The 16,926-nt window shown below is 43.5% G+C and carries 14 protein-coding genes; 7 read left to right on the top strand and 7 right to left on the bottom strand.

What is annotated here, in order from left to right:
- Nucleotides 1-9: 9 nt before the first annotated feature.
- Both DKT73_RS02190 and DKT73_RS02185 read right to left on the bottom strand, forming a co-directional pair.
- Entirely contained in the window at nucleotides 10-2,316 is a 2,307-nt protein-coding gene (locus tag DKT73_RS02190) for an ATP-dependent helicase (protein ID WP_111636943.1), read from the bottom strand.
- 58 nt (nucleotides 2,317-2,374) lie between these two features.
- Nucleotides 2,375-3,517 (bottom strand): succinylglutamate desuccinylase/aspartoacylase family protein, encoded by a 1,143-nt coding sequence (locus DKT73_RS02185; protein ID WP_111637175.1) that lies wholly within the window; start codon nucleotides 3,515-3,517, stop codon nucleotides 2,375-2,377.
- A 168-nt stretch (nucleotides 3,518-3,685) separates the two neighbouring features.
- Here DKT73_RS02185 and DKT73_RS02180 point away from each other — a divergent pair, with 168 nt between their 5' ends.
- The 6 genes from DKT73_RS02180 (at nucleotide 3,686) to DKT73_RS02150 (ending at nucleotide 10,352) form a co-directional block, all read left to right on the top strand.
- The gene (locus DKT73_RS02180; RefSeq protein ID WP_111636942.1) at nucleotides 3,686-4,897 is read left to right on the top strand and encodes an ABC transporter substrate-binding protein; all 1,212 of its coding nucleotides are present in this window, start codon (nucleotides 3,686-3,688) and stop codon (nucleotides 4,895-4,897) included.
- 20 nt (nucleotides 4,898-4,917) lie between these two features.
- Nucleotides 4,918-6,657 (top strand): ABC transporter permease, encoded by a 1,740-nt coding sequence (locus tag DKT73_RS02175; RefSeq protein ID WP_111636941.1) that lies wholly within the window; start codon nucleotides 4,918-4,920, stop codon nucleotides 6,655-6,657.
- The gene (locus tag DKT73_RS02170; RefSeq protein ID WP_111636940.1) at nucleotides 6,651-7,289 is read left to right on the top strand and encodes an ABC transporter ATP-binding protein; all 639 of its coding nucleotides are present in this window, start codon (nucleotides 6,651-6,653) and stop codon (nucleotides 7,287-7,289) included. Before DKT73_RS02175 ends, DKT73_RS02170 begins: the two co-directional genes overlap by 7 nt.
- Nucleotides 7,290-7,404: 115 nt before the next feature.
- Nucleotides 7,405-8,766 carry a biosynthetic peptidoglycan transglycosylase gene (locus DKT73_RS02165; RefSeq protein WP_111636939.1) on the top strand — a complete coding sequence of 454 codons (1,362 nt, stop codon included), beginning with the start codon at nucleotides 7,405-7,407 and terminating at the stop codon, nucleotides 8,764-8,766.
- 405 nt (nucleotides 8,767-9,171) lie between these two features.
- A complete protein-coding gene (locus DKT73_RS02155; RefSeq protein WP_198666517.1) occupies nucleotides 9,172-9,711 on the top strand; it encodes a nucleotidyltransferase family protein in 540 nt (179 codons plus the stop codon).
- Nucleotides 9,712-9,872: 161 nt separating this feature from the next.
- Nucleotides 9,873-10,352 (top strand): acyl-CoA thioesterase, encoded by a 480-nt coding sequence (locus tag DKT73_RS02150; protein WP_111636937.1) that lies wholly within the window; start codon nucleotides 9,873-9,875, stop codon nucleotides 10,350-10,352.
- Between the two features lie 127 nt (nucleotides 10,353-10,479).
- Here DKT73_RS02150 and DKT73_RS02145 read toward each other — a convergent pair whose 3' ends face one another.
- From DKT73_RS02145 to DKT73_RS02125, 5 genes are all read right to left on the bottom strand, one after another.
- Nucleotides 10,480-11,109 (bottom strand): M15 family metallopeptidase, encoded by a 630-nt coding sequence (locus tag DKT73_RS02145; RefSeq protein ID WP_232827759.1) that lies wholly within the window; start codon nucleotides 11,107-11,109, stop codon nucleotides 10,480-10,482.
- A 127-nt stretch (nucleotides 11,110-11,236) separates the two neighbouring features.
- Nucleotides 11,237-12,514 (bottom strand): TRAP transporter large permease, encoded by a 1,278-nt coding sequence (locus DKT73_RS02140; RefSeq protein WP_111636935.1) that lies wholly within the window; start codon nucleotides 12,512-12,514, stop codon nucleotides 11,237-11,239.
- Nucleotides 12,508-12,993: a TRAP transporter small permease gene (locus DKT73_RS02135; RefSeq protein WP_111636934.1), complete on the bottom strand. Its 486-nt coding sequence runs from the start codon at nucleotides 12,991-12,993 to the stop codon at nucleotides 12,508-12,510. The genes DKT73_RS02140 and DKT73_RS02135 overlap by 7 nt, the downstream gene beginning before the upstream one ends.
- Before the next feature lie 44 nt (nucleotides 12,994-13,037).
- The gene (locus tag DKT73_RS02130) at nucleotides 13,038-14,072 is read right to left on the bottom strand and encodes a TRAP transporter substrate-binding protein (protein ID WP_111636933.1); all 1,035 of its coding nucleotides are present in this window, start codon (nucleotides 14,070-14,072) and stop codon (nucleotides 13,038-13,040) included.
- A gap of 147 nt (nucleotides 14,073-14,219) precedes the next feature.
- Complete coding sequence (locus tag DKT73_RS02125) at nucleotides 14,220-15,134, bottom strand: LysR family transcriptional regulator (protein ID WP_111636932.1); 915 nt, start codon at nucleotides 15,132-15,134, stop codon at nucleotides 14,220-14,222.
- A 590-nt stretch (nucleotides 15,135-15,724) separates the two neighbouring features.
- Here DKT73_RS02125 and doeB2 point away from each other — a divergent pair.
- On the top strand, nucleotides 15,725-16,909 hold the full coding sequence (gene doeB2, locus DKT73_RS02120) for a N(2)-acetyl-L-2,4-diaminobutanoate deacetylase DoeB2 (RefSeq protein WP_111636931.1): 1,185 nt from the start codon (nucleotides 15,725-15,727) through the stop codon (nucleotides 16,907-16,909).
- Nucleotides 16,910-16,926: the final 17 nt, after the last annotated feature.

The following is a 16,926-nucleotide window of genomic DNA, read 5'->3' as shown; positions in this document are numbered from 1 at the left end:
GGGTGTTCCTTAGGCTCTGGAAGACAGTTTAATAAGTTGTGTGTGCTTGGGATTAAAGCGTTTTAGACCCACTTCGCCAAAATCCACAAAAATCATTTGCTTGGCATCTTGTTCTTGCCTTACAACCACACCTTGACCGAATTGATCATGGCGGACTTTGTCACCCGGTTGCAAGAGGCTTTTTCCTTCCACGCGATGGCGAAAGGTCAGCGACGGTGAAGGATTCACTGCGTTTAAATAACGCTGAAAAATCGCCCCTTTTTCCGTATCAATTGGCGTGCCAACCTTGTCGACGTACCACGCTTCACAGATACGACTCACCGCATAAGGCTGAGCTTCAAACACAAAGCGCGACAAAGACAAGCTCTTTAATGCTGCTCGCGGAATATCTCCCTGCTTCATGCGTTTTTGTTCATCTGCACTGGGGCTTTCTAACAGCACAAGCTTTTGCTTTGCACGGGTAATCGCCACATAAAATAGCCGACGCTCAGACGCCAAATCACTGGCGGCTTGCTTATCAATGGCGCTCAAATCCTCGTCATAGTAAGGAAAGCGCCCTTCTTGTAAGCCAGACAATAACACCTGATCAAACTCTAAACCTTTTGACTTGTGAATCGTCATCAAATGCACACCATGGCTGTCGTCGGTGTGTTTTTCATTCAAGCTCGCAAGCTGTTCTAAAATCGCCTTGGCATCGCTGCCAACACCGCGCACGTACGCCATAAAGGCGTCACAAGTGGCTATCTTTTCTTGGGTCTGGATGTCTTTACTGCTGGTGCTTTCAAAGTAACGATAAATGCCCAACTTCTCTAAAGTATGCGCCAGCCCTTGCGCCGGATCAGTGCGATAAATGCTTAGGCTGCGAAGCCAGTCAGCCCGCTCATAGAGCTTTTTCGCGCGCCAACCGTCCGTTGCATCGGCCACAGATTCAATAATTTGCGGCAACAATTGCGGCGCTTGTTTGGCTTGTTGTATCAAAGTTTTGCGTTGCGCCAGCGAACCACCAAGGCTTGGCGTCGTCAGCAAATATTCAATGTCGTCTGGATGAAAAAAGACGCTTGGTGTTTCCAAGCCGCCCGCAATCACTGCAAGATAGGCCATCAGCATACGAATTTGGCGATTTTCCAACAGAGGCGAATCACCGTGCAGCTGATACGGCACGCCTTTGTGCATCAGCGCCAGCTGTACCGGCACCATGTCGCTGTACAAACGCACCAACACCGCGGTATCGCGTAATGCACGCCCTTCGTCCACCCACGCTTTTAGCTCGCCTAATAAAGCCTTGCCCGTCTTTGGCGCGCGGGCAAAAGACACACGTGTGCGCTCGCCAGCACCGATCACTAAGGCATCTGGATCGTTTTCACTGATCACACTCGACGCCATTAGCCCCACCGCATGACCAAAGCGAAAACTGGTGCTCAATGGGTACGTCACCACATTGGCAAAATCTTGGTCAAACTGGCTCGCCATGATCTCAGGGCTCGCACCACGCCACTCATAAATGCATTGCTGCACATCGCCCACTATCATCCATTGGCACGGTACGGGATACAGCAATTTTAACAGCTCGTATTGACACGGATTAATGTCTTGGAACTCGTCAATTAATAGGTAACGGAAATCCGGCACTAGGCCACGTATTCTCAGGCGTTCTGCTTCGTCTAATTCGCACATTAACTCATAAGGGTCACTGAGCAAATCAGCAAAAAAACGAATATTATTGCGTTTACGCAATGTCTCTAATTCGTCGTACAGTGCGGGGAAAAACTTTCGTTCGTTAGACCAGCCCAAGGCTTCAAAAACGATTTGTGCGGCTTGATGCGAGGCTTTCACTTGATCGACAAACAATAGCACGTCTTCCAACCAATCTTTTTCGTCAAGCATGGCGATTTTCTCACCACGTCGAACCAGGCGCTGCAAGGCCTCACGTAACATTTTCACTAGACTGAAATCGTCGGTGACAAGCTTCGCAGATGTGAGCCAACCTTGCTGCTCCAAACGACGACAAAACTTCATGCCAAACGCGTGAAACGTCATCACGCTGGGGGAACGAAAATGTCCCGCCGCCATAAGGCGTTTGCTTAAACGTTCAGAAAACTCTTCCTGCGCGCTTTTATTAAACATAAACACGCCAATGTGAGACGGGTCCACACCTTGAGCCAATAAGTGCTCAATACGAGAAATTAAGGTCGTGGTTTTGCCCGCACCCGCCACGGCAATAACTTTCGCGGGCGTAGCGAGATCATGATTTACAACAAGCGTTTGCTCATCGGTTAACGAGGTAGTTACCTCAGTATTGGGCTGAACCTGTGTCAAAATACTCTAGCCTAGTATGGATACAATGGGACCTTTAATGGCGAACTTTCAAGATTTTCTAGTCTTCAAACAACTTGCCTATCTCACGAAACGCAAGATGCTCTTTACCGGCGATCTTGGCAATGGACTCACCACACACCACCAAACGTCGCTGCACACGAGCGAAAAACACGCCATTGGTACGCGCCACCAAGGGATAGCTTGAGGTTTCCACCTCATCGTCCATCAAGTTGATCACTTCACCAATCACCTCACCGGCTTCCACTTCCTCGCCAATGGCCTTATGGTAACAAACAATGCCCGCACACGGTGCTTTGACGAGGTCCATGGCGTCCAGCGGATAATATTCTACGCCGCTGTCATCGACAGATGGCGCTTTACCTGCAATCACGTCTCGCAGCACCAGATAATCGAATAAGGCTTGCGAATCCTGTTCCGCAAACGCATTAGAGATGTCATTTTCGCCGCGCAATTCTACCGTTAAAGAACGACTTCCCCAAGGAATCAAATGCGCGTAATGGGCTTTTAAATCACGCCACACGCTGACATTAGTTTCATCAAAGGATGCCGCGCCCGTTTCCAATTCAGACAAACCAACTTTCGCGCCCAAAAGCGCCAGTAAGGGCTTGAAATAACCTTCAAATTCTTGCGCCACATAAGCGTGCATACTGGCTTCACCAGAACAATGCAAATCAATCACTTCATCCGCATCCATCGACAAGGCCAACAAGGTTTTCTTCATGCCTTGCAGTTCGGTGGTGTCTGGCAACAAGGCCAACTCCTCGTGAATCGCTTGACGAACCAGATCAATATTACGTTCAATGTCTCCCGTTACGTCGCCTTTGATGCGCTTTTCTACTTTTGCCCCTAATTGCGGCCAGTTGCGATTAAAATTGCCACCGCCATCGGAAAAGGCAAAACGCCCAGGAATGTATCCGTGAAAATTTTGTGCCAAGCCAATCGGATTCGCGACTGGAACAATGATAATCTCACCTTGAATAAGCCCTGCGTCATCGGCTTTTTTCAATTTGCGCAGCAAACTGTTAAGCACCAAAAAACCGGGCCATTCATCCGCATGCAAGCCCGCTTGGAAATAGACTTTTGGACGTGCACCCGCCTCGCCAAAATGATGCGCTTTTAAAATACGCTGGGTGCCCGGTGTCGCGCTTGGTAAGACATGAGAGTAAATTTGATAAGACATAGCACCTCGCATAATGCATTCAACGGCAGTAAAAACACTCACCCAATTTTTGCCAACACATGGTACGCTAAAACCTATTTTTAATAAAAGACTGTAAGAAACAAGGATCTATTTACGTCTAAGCATCCGTACCAATGTCAACCATCCAAAAACGTCAGGAGAAAAGGAATGAAAAAATCGTTAATTGCGGCATCCATTGTTGCCACATTCGCGCTGACCAGCTTAACCACCGAAGCGAATGCAAGTTACCAATGGCAAGACACCTTAGATCAAGCCAAAGGCCAAACTGTGTATTTCAATGCTTGGGGCGGTGCCGATAACATTAACGATTACATTCAATGGGCTGCAGACCGTATTAAAGAAGAGTACGACGTCACTTTAGTACACGTAAAACTGACCGACACATCCGATGCGGTCAATCGCGTATTGGCCGAAAAAGCCGCCGGCAAAGACGACAATGGCTCAATCGATCTTATCTGGCTAAATGGCGAAAACTTCCGCGCTATGAAAGACAACAACCTTTTGTTTGGTCCATTCAGCCAAGCTCTGCCCAATTACCTTCATTACGTGGATGAAAATGCGCGTCAGAGTTTAACCCAAGATTTTGGCACCCCTGTCGATGGCATGGAGTCGCCTTGGGGCATGGCACAAGTTATCTTTATGTACGACACAGCGACGTTAAGCAGCCCACCTAAATCCATGGCAGAGCTGCTCAATTTTGCTAAAGCGCACCCAGGACGGATCACTTACCCTGAGCCACCACAGTTCCTCGGTTCTACTTTTTTAAAACAGGCTTTATACGAATTAACGTCTTATCGCCAAGCCCTGTCACAACCAGCAGACAGTGTTAATTTCGATACCGTCACAGCGCCTTTGTGGGCTTACTTAGACAAACTGCATAAGGTCGCATGGCGCGATGGACAAACATTCCCATCCAGTGCGGAAGAAATGATGCGTTTACTGGATGATCAAGAAATCGATATTGCCCTAAGCTTCGACATCTCCGCCGCGTCGGTGCAAATCGACAAAGGCAATTTGCCAGACACGGTACGTTCTTATGTTTTCACAAATGGCACCATTGGTAACACACATTTCCTCGCCATTCCCTATAACAGCAGCGCGACAGCAGGTGCACAAGTTGTCGCCAACTTTATGCTGTCACCCGAGGCGCAAATCAAAAAACAAAACCCAACCGTCTGGGGCGATTTAAGTGTTTTATCTTACGCCAAATTACCCGCTGATGAGCAAGCCAAGTTCAACGCGCTGCCTCGTGGTATCGCCACGTTAAGTATCGAAGAATTAGGACAAACCTTGCCTGAACCGCACAGCAGTTGGGTGGGCGCATTAGAGACTGAGTGGCGTAAGCGTTACGCCCAATAACTAGCCAAATAAGAAGTAAGATGCCACTAAAACACGCGAAATGGATCACGGGGATCATAACCTTATTGCTGATCTTTCCCATTGTCATTGGCTTGGTCGGCACCTTGCTTCCAGCGTTTGCGTATTTCCCGCCCCTTGGCGAATACACTGTTTCCTTGGCCCCTTGGCGCAACCTACTTTCCCAAGGGGAATTCTATGCCAGTTTAAAACTCACGCTCATCACCGGGATCGTCGCGCCTTTGCTTGCTCTTTGGTTGGCTCTGTCGCTGCTGGCTTGGGGTTATCAGCGTCCGTTTTTTCGAAAAATAGAAGCACTGTTATCACCAATTTTAGCGATTCCCCACGCTGCTATTGCCATTGGCTTATTGTTTCTATTGAGTCCGTCCGGTTGGTTGGTGCGCTTATTTAGCCCTTGGCTAACAGGATTTGATCGACCGCCCAATTGGATTACCGTGCAAGACCCTTATGGCATTTCACTGATTCTCGCCCTAGTGATCAAAGAAATGCCCTATCTTTTGTTTGTTATGCTCGCCACCATGAAAAGCATTAAGGCACGAGAAAGCCTGCAAGTCGGCCAAACCCTTGGTTACAGCCGTTTTACTTTGTGGCGCAAGGTGCTGATTCCTCAACTGTATCCCATTATTCGCTTGCCGATTTTTATCGTCATTGCGTTCAGCCTCACGGTGGTGGATTTGGCCCTGGTGATTGGCCCCAACACTCCGTCTACGCTGGCGGTGACCTTGTTGCGTTGGTTTAACGATCCCGATTTAACCATGCGTTTAATGGCCAGTGCTGGCGCCATTTCTCTCATGTTGGTGATTGTACTGGTATTAGCAAGCTGGGAAGTGGCGCATTTACTTTTTCGCCAGTTGACTCGAGCCGAACGCAGCAATGGCAAGCGCTTTGGCTTGACCGATAACATACTGAGACTGGGTGTTGTCTTGGGACTATTCACATTGCTGAATGCCTTTGTAGCACTGGCTTTGCTGCCAATTTGGTCGCTTGCTAGACGCTGGCGTTTTCCCGATGCATTGCCCAGCCAATGGACATGGGACAATATCGAACGCGCCACGCCCTTGCTGATGAAACTCACCACCAATACTCTGACCATAGCCTTCATTGCCACACTCATGGCGTGTGTCATTAGCCTCGTGATGCTGGAAACCAAACGACACAATATGACCGATGCAAACTCAAGCAAACCCCATGTGTTCGATTGGCTGATTTATGTGCCGATTCTGTTACCACAAATTGGTTTTTTGTTTGGCTTGCATGTGTTGCTGATTTACCTAAATCTCAATGGCGACCTTGACGCCATCATCGCCCTGCATCTGATGTATGTATTGCCTTATGTATATCTCACGCTCAAAGGTCCGTATTTATCTTATGAAGAAGAATATTTACAACAAGCCAATCGACTTAGTCATCGACCTTGGCGCAATTATTTTATGGTCAAAATCGCCATGCTAAAACCCGCGTTATTCACTGCTTTTGCGATTGGTTTTTCCGTTAGTATCGCCCAATATTTGCCCACACTCATTGCCGGTGAAGGCCGTTATAGTACGTTAACCACAGAAGCAGTAGCACAAGCGGCATCCGGTGACAGAAAGCAAGTCGGCAGCATGGCAATGCTGCAAGCCTTCTTTCCCATCATGGTATTTTGGCTCGCGCAATTTATTCCGCCGCGCTGGACAAGATGGCGACTCAAACTCAAGCAAGTCTTTCATATTGGATTAATCAAAAAGGATAAAACGTGCTGACTGTAAACGCTTTTTCTCTGTCATTAGGCGATAAAACACTGATCAAAGCGTTAAGCTTCGAGATCGCCAACGGTCAGGTCTTGTCCATCATGGGACCAAGTGGCATTGGCAAATCCAGCTTACTGCACTTTCTCAGCGGCTCGTTATCGCCTAATTTGACGACCACTGGCGAAGCCTTTTTAAACGATGAAGCCCTGCACACTAAAGCCATTCAGGATCGAAAAGCCGGCTTGTTGCAGCAAATGCCCTTGCTGTTTCCGCACATGAGCATTATTGAAAATCTGTTGTTTGCCATTCCAGCCGACATCAACAAACCAGCACGCATCGCCATGGCACAAAATGCCTTACAGAAACTCGGCATTCCGGACAAAGCCAATGCCTTACCAAAAGCGCTTTCCGGCGGCCAACAAGCCCGCGTTGCCCTGCTCCGTACGCTTCTGTCAAAACCCGATTTTTTACTGCTCGACGAACCCTTCAGCAAACTCGACCCAGCCCTAAGACGCGACGTACGAACCTTTGTACTCAACGAGATTCGCCAAGCGAACATCCCTGCATTACTGGTGACCCACGACCCTGAAGACGCCAAAGCCATGGAAGGGGAACGCTTGGAATTGGGGAAGCAAAATAGTTAGATTTTTTTTCCTAGAAAGAATTGATAAAGCGGATTAGTATCAAAGAATGAAAATGTAAAGGCATAAAATTATTGCCCTTCTCTAACATTACAGTTATTAGAAAAATGGAATGAAAATGATTCATGACGATCAAAATGAAGGCTGGAAACAACATTTCCCAACTTATCATTTTTCTGAAAGAGATATTGCTCTTGAAGAATATAGCGTAGCAGCTAAAGCACTTGAGTCAGAAGAGCGAGTTTTTCTCAATGCTTCAAATATTACTTTAGTAGCAGCAGCGACCTTGGGATCATTAGCAGTAAGCTCAACAGAAAAATTATCAAACACTTTAGATTCTGTACTTCCTAGCTATTCAATCCCCTTAGTCCTTTTACTCATGGTTAGCCTCTTCTCTCTTGTTAGCATTCGATATTTTGCCGATAGACAAAGAGCAATCATTTTTGCGAGCCGAAAGGTTGTTACTTTACGCAGAATGCTTGGGCTATCTTATGGTCGAATACATTTGGTTCTACCTAATTGGCGGATAGAAGGTGCAGATCAACCGCTATCTATCCGACTATTTCCTGGTTGGTTTACTTATGCATCATACCCTTTCTGGATATTATTAATAATTTCAAGCTGTATATGTTTCCTACTATCAGCATTACTAGTTAAAAGTATAGAACTTCCTCTAGTATTAGAAAACTCAGTTTTATTTATTTTATCAACAAATTTCATATGGATTACAATACTCACATATACATTCAGATCATCATTACTTGACACACACGAAAGTATGAGACTTTTATTTACTAAAGTTATTGGAAATTTTATTCGCCTACCAATTGCATCAAATATTGAATACTTAGTTTATAGAGCAACATTAGCAACCTATGAAACTGACAGAATGAAAGTCTCACTAACAAAATTAATCAAGTTATTAATTTTTATCGAAGATAGAAGCTTCTACCAACACTCTGGAGTTAGCTTTAAAGCAATTTTTCGTGGACTCCTCAGTCTTTTTAACCTCAAACGGCGATCTGGAGGCTCAACGATTCACCAACAGCTAATACGAACTTTATTTATACTTGATCTCAAAAAAACCAAACGTAGAAAGGCAATAGAAATCCTCTTAGCACCCTGGTTAAATAAGATCTTAAAGAAACAACAGATCTTAGAAATTTATCTTTCTTCAGTTAGGTTTGAAAATAAATGCTTTGGCGTGATTCCTGCAATGAATTATTTTTTCGGCTCAGTTATTACTAACCCAACATCCGCTCAAGCATTCTTTCTGATCGAACGAGTCTCAAATATTCGACAATCACTACTTACAAATAAAGTTATAGCAACAGCAAAATCTGCCGTAAAAAATAAAGTACTATCACAACAAGATCTTAATGAGCTTGCTCTTATATACAAAGAGTCTGTTATCAAAGGAAATATTATAGATCACAACAATAGCATTGATAGACTTATATCAGAGCTAACATCTGAATAAGATTCTTATAAATTTTTAGCCTAATTATTAGATTCTGTAAAAAACATTATGCCTGAACTAAAAAATGAAAGATCCATCACGAAAAAGTTCTTCAAGGAAATACTGAAAGCCGATGACACGGGAAACTATGAATTATTTGTTAAACATTATAAAGAAAAAGATCTAGTCTATTTTCTCCTGAGCATTTTGAGCAAGACATCAAACAGATGCAAGCCAGAAATGACAAAAACATGGGTTACGAATATTTTGGGGCATTAAAAGGATATCACGACGGTAAACGTGACGCCTGCTATCGGTTTGTATGGAAAAGTATTTATGAAAAACGTGAAGCGCTTATCACTATTGGTATTTACCTAAAGATGATACTTGGTATATCAATGAGTCAACCGTTCGATAAAATACTACATGATAAATAAAATCATTCAGCTGATTGAAAAAGATCAGGTTTGCATAAAAGCACTAGAATGCGTCAATTTTCTAAGATTGCCTCAGTGCTATATCGCGGCAGGATTCGTCAGAAATTTAGTATGGGATTCATTACACAATAAAAAAATACCAACTGCATTAAACGATGTGGACGTAATCTACTATGACGCTAACGAAAGCAACGAGAATGCCTATCTAAAGTATGAATCACAGTTATCATCTCTAATGCCCGATCTAAATTGGCAAGTTCGTAATCAAGCCAAAATGCACTTGAGAAACGGTGATGATCCTTATTTAGACGTGATCGATGCAATGAGCTACTGGCCTGAAAAAGAAACAGCGGTAGCGATTCGTAAACTCGATAATCACGACTATGAATGTGTATCGGCCTTTGGTTTTGATACGTTATTTGACTTAAAGGTGAGCCACAACCCTAGGCGCACAAAAGCAGTATTTAAGGACCGATTAACATCAAAGCAGTGGCTTGATCGGTGGCCAAAACTCATTATTATTTCTTAGCATATCTCCTCCGCCACGCAAGTCATGTTCTCCCTCTTACTCACAAGCAAATTTGTTAGTGTTGTTGGCTTTTTTTGTTCTAGTTTTCCTAAAAAAGCCATTAGCATACGAAAAAGACTTACCCAGTCTGTTTGCTAATAAATACAAGAAAGGAACTCAGGATGAGCTTAATTTTTCGCATGATCATGCTATTGATCGCCTCAAAATTTAAACCAAGATTACCCATTGAGTACCCTAAAAACACCCTGACATTACGAGTACTCCCTAACGATTTAGACATCAATTTACACATGAATAACGGTCGCTATTTGACCATTTGTGATTTATCAAGAATTGATATGTTTATTCGCACAGGATTGGCAAGAACCATGCAAAAAGAAGGCTGGATGCCTGTTATTGCTGAACACACCATGAAATACAAGCGCTCTCTAAAACCATTCCAAAAATACCGAGTCACCATGGAAATAATCGGATGGGATGAGAAAAGATTCCATATGATACACACCTTTTTAGTCAGTGATAGAGTCGTTGCAGAAGGCACTTCTATTGGCTGCATTATCAGTAAAACAGGTACCATTTCCCCTGAGGAAGTCATCAAAACAGTGACCGCCAGACTCGAGGCTAAAACACACCTGAACTAACAATGGGTAGACACCTAGTTAGAGTGAAGATTAGTTAGAAGCAATTTGTTTGAAATGATTGCCCTAGATAACACATATTATCTAGGGCAACTTAATTTTTGATCTGCACCGAATATTCAACAGAAAACTATATAAAACCATTATCTATGATTTCACTTTCCCATTGTTTGAGAATGTCTCTTGGCCGGGTAACACCATAAATTGCTTTCTTGCTTTGAGTACGATATGCCCATAACTGATTTCCAAAATCATAGTGCCACCATTCGCTAGGCAAATTAGTAAAACCGACTTCGATCATTGAGTTATAAAGAATTCGCCGATTTTCCTGTGGCGCTTTATTGTTCCAACTGGGCGCTTCAAGCGCATCCGTCCATGAGTACCGACTGGCTTCATCGAAGTGAGTGCCCATATCTAAAAAGCGCCCCATTTCATCACACAAAGTAACGTCGACCGATCCGCCAGTAAGATGAGGACTGGGAGCTTTAACATCAGTACTTGGTGGTGAAACCAGACTTTTTGCCTTTTCATGCAAATGACTTTCAGCATGATTAGGAAATGTCTTTTTCAGGATGTTAATTAAACTATCAAACAAATATTGTTGTACCGAAAAAGGCCGCCAACCATCCAACACAACCAGCCTCACACCAGAAGGCATAAGCTTGGTTACTTGGTGTAATTTATCAAACACACTTTCCCGCACAAAACACTCGGGAATGGCATTGGCAATACCCATTTTTGCGTAAAAAGGATATGTCACTAACCGGCTCGATGTACTCAGAGGAATTAATATTTCGCCGTTATCCTCAATGGTAATTTGTCTGTAATTATCCCAAGAAAAATCATTTGACGGAGGAATCTGATTTTGTGTTCTGCAACTGCTCATATCAATTAAAAATGCTCGGTAATAGTAAGGTTAAGCTTGGGAAGCAAATAACAAAGATCTGAGCAAAAACAGCCACCATCACAAACGGCCAAATACTTTTAAACATCTCAGTAATCTCAATTTTACTCACCGCAGCAGCAACAAAAACACATGCTCCCATTGGCGGGGTTATCAATGCAATGGTGATATTTATGGTTATAACCACACCAAGATGCACAGGATCAACACCTGAGGCAATCGCCACTGGAAAAAATACCGGTGTAAGTAACATCAGTGCAGATACTTCTTCCATCAACATACCGATAAAAAAAGTAATCAGGCTAAGAATCAAAAGCACCACTGTCGGATTATTTTTAAAAGGCTCCAGATATATAGCGAGCTGTGAAGGTAATTGTGCGTAAGCCAATAACCAACTAACTACAGACGACGCAGCAATAATGACAAAGATGGTACCAGTCAAAATAGCAGTATCAACCAGAGCTTCACGAAGCTTGGCAGAGGATAAGCTACGATTCAACACCCCCAGCACCAAAGCGTAAGCAACAATTAAAGCACCCGATTCAGTGGGTGTAACAAAACCAAAAACAATACTAGAGACAATGATAAAAGGCGCAATCAAGGCTGGGGCCGAATACCAAAAAGCCTGTAAAATGCCTTTAAAACTGGATTTTTTCGTTTGACTTTGTAAACCCGCTTTTCTGGCATACAGATAATTCATCACGATAAATGCACCGCCAAACAATAGACCTGGAATGACACCTGCAAGAAACAAGTCACCCACCGATGTATTGGTCAAAGACGCATAAAGAATCATGAAAATACTGGGTGGAATAATCGGTCCAATCAAAGAACTGGCTGCGGTTAAACCGGCTGCATAGCTAGTCGAATAGCCTTCTTTTTTCATCGCGGGCACCAGCAGCGAGCCAAGAGCAGAGGTGTCTGCCACAGCCGAACCATTCACACCGGCAAAAAACACGCTAGAGACCACATTAACGTAACCCAAGCCACCGCGTAGATGTCCGACCAATGAGTTCGCTAAACGAATCAATTGTGACGTCAATCCTGAGGAATTCATCAAGTTACCGGCAAAGATAAAAAGCGGAATGGCCATTAAAGCAAAGGAATTAATACCGCCAAAAAACTGTTGCGGAATCATGCGATAAGCTAACGAAAAATCGACAAAATAAAAGCCGATTAATGATGCCAATAGAAGACAAATAAATAATGGAACACCTAATAATATGTTCACTAAAAAGGTAACAACAATAGCAATCAACATGCTTCATTCCTCTCTTGATTCTGCACAAATGGTCCCTTTATAAGCACCATCAGAAACAATGCACCAAAGCCAATAGGCACAGATAACAAAGGAATAGATTTACTCACGCCAAGACTCATGCTGGCAAATTTACCCATGGATATTGAGTAACGTGCACTTACGTAAGTAAAAAATAACGAGACGCACAAAACGACCAACCATTGATACATACGAATCAACTGACGAACAGTACGACCGACATTTTGTTCGACAAAAGAGACTCTCATGTGCCGGGAGTCTACATAAGCGCAAGACATCGCCAACATGACACTGGCAATGATGCCATACCGAGAAAGTTCATCCGACCAAATTGGCGAATGGTTTAAAATATAGCGAGTAAATACGCTATACAAAATAAGCAATACATTCATAGCGAGAATGGATGCAGATATAAACAACAACAAGCGATACGCTGATGCACGCATAGAATTCAGAGTCATAATTGCCTCGTAACGGCGCCCGAAGGCGCCGAACTAAATGGGATTTACTTATTAAAACCTACATCTTTTAATGCTAAATCGACCCATTTTTGATCAATACCTTCCTCTTCTAACCACTGGAAGTAAGAAGGCTGACCTACTGTACGAAACTCTTCTAACTCTGCAGCCGAAGGGCGATATACTTCCATCCCCTTCTCTTCCAAGAAAGCAATACGAGACTCAACCTGACTTTGCACCGCTTTTCTGTTGATGTCATTAGCCTCTTTCACAGCCTCTAATAAAGCCGCTTTGTCTTTAGCTGATAAGCTTTTTAGCAATTCATCATTACCTACTAAGAACTGGTCTGAATATTGGATATTTGCCAAAGTTGCGTATTTTTGTACCTCAAATAAACTGCCTAAAATAATGTACATAGGCGGATTCATCTGACCATCAGCAACACCTGTTTTTAGTGCAAGATAAACTTCTGTCCAAGGGATTGGTGTACCAGACGCACCAAATGCGTTGTAAAGAGCAACCTGACTTTTATCCATGGCACGATAGCGAAGACCTTCAAAATCTTTCGGAGATTTAATTGGGTGTTTGTTATTGGTAAAAGCAAGAAAACCGCCCTCTTCCACTACGGCCATTAGGTGTCCACCAGTGCGCTTATAAAACTCGCTCTGCACTGCTTTCCAGTAACTACCTTCATCAAAAAACTGACGGGCTTGATCAAAATCACTGAATAGGAAAGGAATTGCACTGACAAAAATTTCAGGAAATAAAGGAGAAACACCACCAAAAGAAGCAACATTTAGACTTGGAGTATTTAATACCTGCTCCATGCGCTCTTCCTCTTCACCCAACATGCTGTTTGGATAAAGCTTTAAGGTCAGCTCACCATTGGTTTTCTGATCTACTAATTTTTGCAGATTCGTCGCAAATAAATGTACAGCATTCTTATCTACATCAGCCGCACCGTTATAACTTAGGTTGATTGTTTGAGCTTGGAGAGCAAACGACATGGATGAAATCGCCGCTCCCAATACCATTGCTTTAAACAAACGAGTTTTGCCTACTACTTGATTGATAACTGTCATTTTTGAGTTCCTTTATGATTGTTAAGTCATGTGTTTTTTCTATCATTTTATTATCCACACAACCAACTTAAACTTGAGCTGTTGACATCACAAGCATGAAAGCGTTGCAATTAAATCAACATTCAAAATAAAACAAAATCTATCGCTCTATTTATGAGCTAAAAATTTCATTGTTTCACTAAGATGATTCAATAAAGCCTGAGCAGCAAGGGTGAGTTCTCTACTCTCTATGCTTAAAACCTGAACTTTTGCTTGGGAAAAAATATTACTTTCCATAGGAATAACCACAATTTTTCCTTGCTCAATTTCTTCACGTACTGTCAGTAGCGGCATAAAAGTAATGCCAAGGCCAGACATCACAAAATTCTTCAATGCCGCAACTGAGTTGGTTCGCAGACGCGGTGTTAATTTTAAATGATTTAGCTCCTCAGCAAGCGCGACCAAACGCCCCATGCCAGTCGATTTATCAAGAAGGGCGAATGGATAATCAGCAACGGAATGAAAAGTCACAGGACTTTCCAGTTTAGTTAAAGCATGTCCTGGCGGCACAATCAGCTCAAGGGGATGACCGGTTTCTAAATGACAATAGAGCTTAGGGTTATTCACAGATGCATAGGTTAACGCAAAATCAATATGCTCCTCTTGAAGTAGTTGTACCGCGTCTTGCGCTCCCGCCATTTCTACTGAAAGTTGGATTCCTTTATGTTTTTCCAGAAATGACTGCAATGAAGATGAAATAAGATCACCTAAGATTCCCTCACCTACAGCAATGCGAACTTCGCCAGTTCTCAGGTTCAGTAAATCGTCTATCCTCGATAAAGTTGCCTGCTCACTGGCAAACATTTTTCGATAGTACTGAAGCAGCTCCTCTCCTGCAGGAGTGATTGGATTACGATTATTCGTTCTATCCCAGATAGGTAATAACAAATTTTCTTCTAACTGAGACAATAGACGACTTACTGCTGAAGGATCAACATTTAGTCTAGCGGCAGCTTTTCGCAGAGTTTTGTACCTAGCAATAGCATTGAGGTACTCCAATGCGCGAGGCGGTAGTTTATGCATAAATCACCATAAAAATGTAAAGACGAATACACCTTAGCCTAAATTCAATTTAAAGTGGGAGAAAAAAGAGTTTCGCTTTTCTGCCATCCAATTTAGTCAGTAATAACAACGCCTCTGCACATTATTTCTTCATCATCGCCATCTAAGCTTATTCTCAGTCCTTTTACATTTCTACAATATAAAAGCCAAAATGAAAAATAGGCCATACTAAAATAATTAGATATGTAACATTTAAAAATGAAATTCGTTACATAACGAATCATTAGACATAACACCAATAAAATGAGAATAATTTGATCGCTAAACGCTTATTTATAGGGCGTTAGCGCGCTTTTTTAGCGCACTTAAAAACGTGTATTTTATTGATTGAAATGTGAATTTTAAGATTTTTTTGAATTTTTTACACACTTCTCTATGTGTTTGTTTTGAGCGTTTTTTTTGAAGATTTTAAGTTTTATTTTCGACCATTTAGCGTTTTTATTAACGTCATTTTAATTTCAAGCACTTGCAACCCTGAAAATATTTAATTACTACTGTATGCAGTTTTTCATTATTAAAAAGTTTTTTGCGATATCTTTCAGGGAGGCATTATGCAGAGCACATGGCAAGACAACATTATCTTTGCTGAAAAAGTGCGTAAGCAATTACACGCTCATCCTGAGTTAAGTTGGCAAGAAAAAGGTACAGCGGCGTTGGTTCGCAGCCAACTGGATGCGATGGATATTCCGTGGCGCGCGTGTGCCGATACTGGGACGGTCGCGTGGCTGAACAAAAACGCCAAAGGCGCGGCAATCGCCTTGCGTGGTGACATGGATGCTTTGCCAATTGACGAGCAGACAGGTAAAGCATGGCAATCCGTCAATCAAGGCTGCATGCATGCTTGCGGTCACGATGGACATACGGCGACCTTGTTGGCAACGGCGCGCTGGTTAAAGCAATTTGAAAAAGAGCTGCCTCAACCTGTGGCGCTCATCTTTCAGCCAGCCGAAGAAGGCTTTCACGGTGCCCGCGAAATGATCAAGGATGGCGCGCTGGAAAATGTCAGTGCTATTTACGGTTGGCATAATTGGCCAGCTCTTCCCTACGGAACCATTGCTTGCCCTGACGATATTGTCATGTGCGGCAACGGCACTTTTAATATGACATTCAAAGGCCGTGGCGGTCATGCCAGCCAACCAGAATTGTGTGCTGATCCACTGTTAGCCGCCAGCGCGGTAAACGTGGCGTTGCAGCAAATTGTCAGCCGACGCATTGCCCCACAGTCCACCGCGGTGATCAGTGTCACACAAATACACGGCGGAACGGCACCCACAGTAATTCCAGAAACAGCGATGTTGAGCGGCAGCATTCGTGTCCCTGACGAAGCGACTCGTCAACTCATCAATCAACACATTACCGATGTCGCTACGCAAACAGCAGCGGCTTACGGTGTGGAATGCGTTGTGCAACATGACACTCGCTACCAAGCGACCATCAATCATAAAAACCAAGCCACAAACGCCCGTGAGGTTTGGCAATCGCTTTATGGCGAACAGACACTTAATCACGGACAAGCCTTGCCGATCATGGCCTCGGAAGATTTTAGCTACTATTTGCAAGCGATTCCCGGTGCGTTTGCCTTGATTGGCAGCGACGACGGTGAAGGTCACAACGTGGCTTGCCACAGTCCACATTACGATTTCAACGATCGATTGATTGCCGATGTCTGCCGTTGGTTTTGCCAACTTGCTGGCCTTGGCGATCAATCACTACCAAAGCAATCACGACAACAGTAATAACCAAAAAAAACACT

This window comes from Marinomonas shanghaiensis, assembly GCF_003259175.1.
GTDB classification, from domain to species: domain Bacteria; phylum Pseudomonadota; class Gammaproteobacteria; order Pseudomonadales; family Marinomonadaceae; genus Marinomonas; species Marinomonas shanghaiensis.
This window is presented reverse-complemented; position numbering and strand designations above follow the sequence as displayed.